Origin of the sequence: Desulfococcus sp., assembly GCF_041737845.1 — a bacterium.
Taxonomy (GTDB): Bacteria; Desulfobacterota; Desulfobacteria; order Desulfobacterales; family Desulfococcaceae; genus Desulfococcus.
This window is the reverse complement of the sequence record NZ_JBGSQX010000044.1, coordinates 1-4,477: the sequence shown is the minus strand read 5'-3', so window position 1 is coordinate 4,477 and position 4,477 is coordinate 1. Positions and strand designations below refer to the sequence as shown.

Below are 4,477 nucleotides of genomic sequence, written 5' to 3'. Positions count from 1 at the left end.
GGTTTCCGCGGCCTTTGACATCGAGGCTCCGGACAACGCCATGGCGGACGGCACACGTTCGGTGCGCGTCGCGGCGGCGGCCCCGGGCCTTGCCCCCGGGGTTGCCGCGGTGGAGGTGACGGACGACGAGACCGCGGTTTTGTTTCTCGATCTTCCCGACGAGGTGTTCGAGGGGGTCGATCTCGCAGGGCGGGGCCTGGTGAGGATGAGCGTCCCGGCCGGCCGGGACGTCACCGTCTTCCTCGCTTCCGACAACCCCGCGGCAGTGAAGGTCCCGCCGTCGGTGGTCATTCCCGCCGGCGCGGACCGGGCCGTCTTTGACATCCGCATCACCGACGACACCGTGATCGACGCGGTGGAAACGGCCGGTGTGACGGCCCGGGTGACCGGCTGGACAGGCGGATCGGCGGCCCTCGCCGTCAAGGATGACGACCGGTACGGGCTCACCCTCACCCTCGCGCCCCTGGCCCGGGAAGGGGAGGGGACCCTGCCCGGCGCAGGGAAGGTAAGCGTCCCGGTGCCCTTTTCCGAGGATGTGGTCGTCACCCTCGCCTCCGACGACCCCGGAGAGGCGGCCGTCCCCGGGACGGTGACCATCCCCGCCGGGGAGACCGCGGCGGTGTTCGATATTTTCCCCGTGAGGGACGACCTGCTCGACGACGCCCAGTCGGTCCGGATCTCCGCAACCTCTCCAGGGTTCAGGGGGGATGAAGGGGCGATCACCGTTCTGGACGGAGACGCATTCTGGTCCATTGCGGAACGGGGGAGCGATGTGCTGAGGGCGGTCTGGGCCACCCCGGGCGGCAATGTCTACGCGGTGGGCACCTATGGAACGGTCCTCCACCACGACGGCGCGGCGTGGCGCTATATGGACACCCCCCTGAGCGGAACCCTCTACGATGTGTGGGGTGCCGCCGAGAACGATATCTTCGCGGTCGGCGACGACGCGGACGAGGGCGGCATCCTCCTTCACTTTGACGGGACGGCGTGGCGGAAAATGATCGACGGCGGCGGCTTCGAGGCCCTGAGCGGCGTCTGGGGCACCTCGGGCGGCAATGTCTATGCCGTGGGCGGGACGTCCGCCGCGGGCGGGATGATCCTTCACTACGACGGGCGCGAGTGGCGGGAGATCATGCGCCACGCGCAGGTGCTGGAGCGCGTATGGGGGGCGTCGGAGAACGATGTCTTCGCAGTGGGGGCCAAGGGCACCATCCTTCACTACGACGGCGCCGCCTGGCGGGCGATGGAGAGCGGAACCGGCGAGCGCCTCTATGGGATCTGGGGAACCTCCGGAAACCATGTCTATGCCGCCGGCAACGGGGGCGTGATCCTTCACTACGACGGCAGCGCCTGGCGGCCCATGGAAAGCGGCGTGACAGACCATCTCTACGCCCTCTCGGGATGTTCGGAAACGGATATCTATGCGGTCGGCAGAAAGGGCCTGGTGCTGCGGTACGACGGGACCGGCTGGCACCCCATGGAGAGCGGGTCCGGGGAGAGCCTGTGGGGCGTCTCGGGCGCCTGTGCCGGAAGCGGGGCGGCGACCGCGGTCTTCGCCGTGGGCAGCGACGGCCTGATCCTCCGCTTCGACGGGGCTGAATGGAAGCTCAGCAAACCGGCCGATGTCGATCTGAACGATGTCTGGGGGGGCGCAGTCGAATCGGAATCGGGGTCCCATGCATTCGCCGTCGGAAACATGGGGACGATCCTGAGGCATGACGGCACTGGCTGGGACCAGATGGAGACCGGCTTCCATCCGGACCTCAACGGCATCTGGGGGTATGCCGCCGACCGGATGGTCGCCGTTGGGGATGTGGGGACGGTCCTCCAGTACGACGGGTACCGCTGGCGGAGATCGCCCTCGGGAACCTATGCGAACCTGAACGACGTCTCCGGATGCCTCACGGATGACGGCATGCAACTGGTCGCCGTGGGCGATGAGGGCACCATATTAGCCTTTGACGGCACCTATTGGCTTGCGATGGACAGCGGAACGACAGAGGACCTTTTCGGGGTGTGGATCACCCCCCTTCCGGAGGGAGACGGCGGCGACGGCCCGGCGTGGGAGGGCTTCGCCGTGGGCTGGAACGGGCTCGTGCTGCATTGGGACGGCCGGGCATGGCAGCCCATGGAGAGCGGGTCCACCCGCGTTCTCTATGGGGTCTGGGGCGCCTCGCCGACGGATGTCTATGCCGTCGGCCATCTCGGAACCATTCTCCATTACGACGGGACGGCCTGGCGGAGCATCGATGCCGGCAGCAGGCTCACCCTCAGGGGGGTGTGGGGCCGGTCGGAAAGCGATGTTTTCGTGGTGGGGGCCTCCGGGGCGGTGTTTCACTTCGACGGCCGCCGGTGGATCCGGATGGAGGCCCCGACAGGCCCCTATGAAAAGGTGTGGGGCGCCGGCCGATCCGTGTTCGTCGTCGGCAGGTACAACTTCATCCTGCACTATGCCGATGTGGGCATCCGGCTCCCGGAACAGGCTGCGGAGGGGAACGGCCTCCTTACCGGGCGGGGCGAGGTTTTCCTGGACAGCTCGTCGCCGGAGGACCGGACGGTGACCCTGAGGTCTCACGACCCCGACGAGATCGCCGTTCCGGCCGCAGTCACCATCCCGGCGGGCGCACTTTCCGCCGCCTTCGACCTGACCATCCTGGATGACGCGCTTCTGGACGGCGCAAGGCAGGTGGCCGTGACGGCATCGACGCCCGGGTCGAGCATCGGCACGGCCTTCGTCGCGGTGGCGGACAACGAGGCGGCCGCCCTGGCCCTTTCCCTGCCGGATACGGTGACGGAGGGGAAGAATCCCGCCGCCGGGTCCTGCCGGATCACGGTGGACCGACCCGTGGATAGGGATGTCGCCGTGATCTTGACCTCCGGCGACAAAACGAAGCTCCGGGTCCCCGCCGCGGTGACGATCCCCTCAGGGGAAACCGGCGCGGCCTTCGACCTCACCGTCGTGGACGACCGGATCTTCGACGGCCCGCGGGCCGTCGAGATCGCCGCCCGCGTGGACGGCTGGACCGGCGACCGGCGGACGGTGACGGTGCTGGACAACGAGGTGACGGTGTTGACGCTCACGCTGCCTGAAACGGTCTCCGAAAACGCGGGGCGCCTGGCCGGGGGCGGAAGCGTCGCGATCCCCGGCATATGGCCGCAGGACCTGACGGTCGCGCTGGCCTCGGATCCGACCGGGCATCTGATCCTGCCGGCTGCAGTGACCCTCCCCGCGGGGCGGATGCAGGTCGATTTCGACATTTCGGTGGCCGACGACGCCGTGATCAACGGCGACCGGCCCGTGACAGTGACGGCCGAGGCCGCGGGGTGGACGACGGCTGCCCTTCCGATGGTGGTGGCCGACAACGACCCGGGGAGCCTCCGGTTCGCCGCCGACCGGTTCATGGCCTGGGAGGCTTCTGGGAAGGCCGCCTTCTCCGTGATCCGGGAGGAGAGCACGAGCGGCCGCGTCACGGTCGATGTCGAGACCCTGGACGGCAGCGCGGCGGCGGGCGAAGATTATTCGCGCATCGCCATGACCCTGGTGTTTGCCGACGGCGAATCGCAGAAAACCGTCGAGATCCCGGTTTCGGCGGACGGATGGACCGAGGGGGCGGAATTGATCCGCCTCCGCCTCGACAACCCGGGCCAGGGCGCCTCGCTGGGGACCCCCGACACGGCCGAGGTGATGCTGGTGGAGGCGGTTTCCTGGCAGGATGATGCCGGGTACCAGACGGAGAGCCACCTCAAGGGGCTCTGGGGGGCAGACGGCCGGAACGTCTTCGCCGTGGGCTGGCGGGGGACGATCCTCCGGTTCGACGGCGGCGCCTGGCACGACATGTCCCTCGACACGGGGGAGACCCTTCACCTGGAGGCGGTCTGGGGCAGCAGCGCCGCGGACGTCTTTGCCGTGGGCGCCGACGGGCTGATCCTCCATCACGACGGCGGCAAGGCCTTCACGGTCCAGGAGAGCGGCACCGGGAGCGATCTCTGCGGGGTCTGGGGAACCTCCCCGCGGCGGGTGTTCGCGGTCGGGGCCGGCGTGATCCTTCGCTATGACGGCGCCGAGTGGCGGGAGATGGCCGTGGCGGACGGTCCTGTGCCGGACCTCAAGGGCGTCTGGGGCGCCGGTGAAAACGACGTGTTCGCGGTGGGGTACGACGGTGTCATCCTCCACTTTGACGGCGCCGCCTGGCGGCGCATGGCGAGCGGCACGACGGCCCACCTTTACGGCGTCTGGGGAAGCGGGGCCTCGGACGTCTTTGCCGTGGGGGCGTTCGGGACCATCCTCCATTACGACGGCACAGGCTGGCGGGCCATGGAGAACGGCGCGGGCCGGCCTGTTCTCTTTCTTGACTGCGTCTGGGGCAGCTCGGCAGGCGATGTTTTCGCCGTGGGCTATGACGGGGTGATCCTGCACTACGACGGGACCCGCTGGCAGACCATGGACGCCCCCGGGGGCGGCGACGCCCTCGGCGCC

At 69.0% G+C, this 4,477-nt stretch carries 1 protein-coding gene; it reads left to right on the top strand.

What is annotated here, in order from left to right; translation table 11 throughout:
* Positions 1 to 4,477: Calx-beta domain-containing protein (locus ACEW8N_RS05240; protein ID WP_373498752.1), on the top strand; the 4,477-nt coding region annotated here is incomplete at both ends.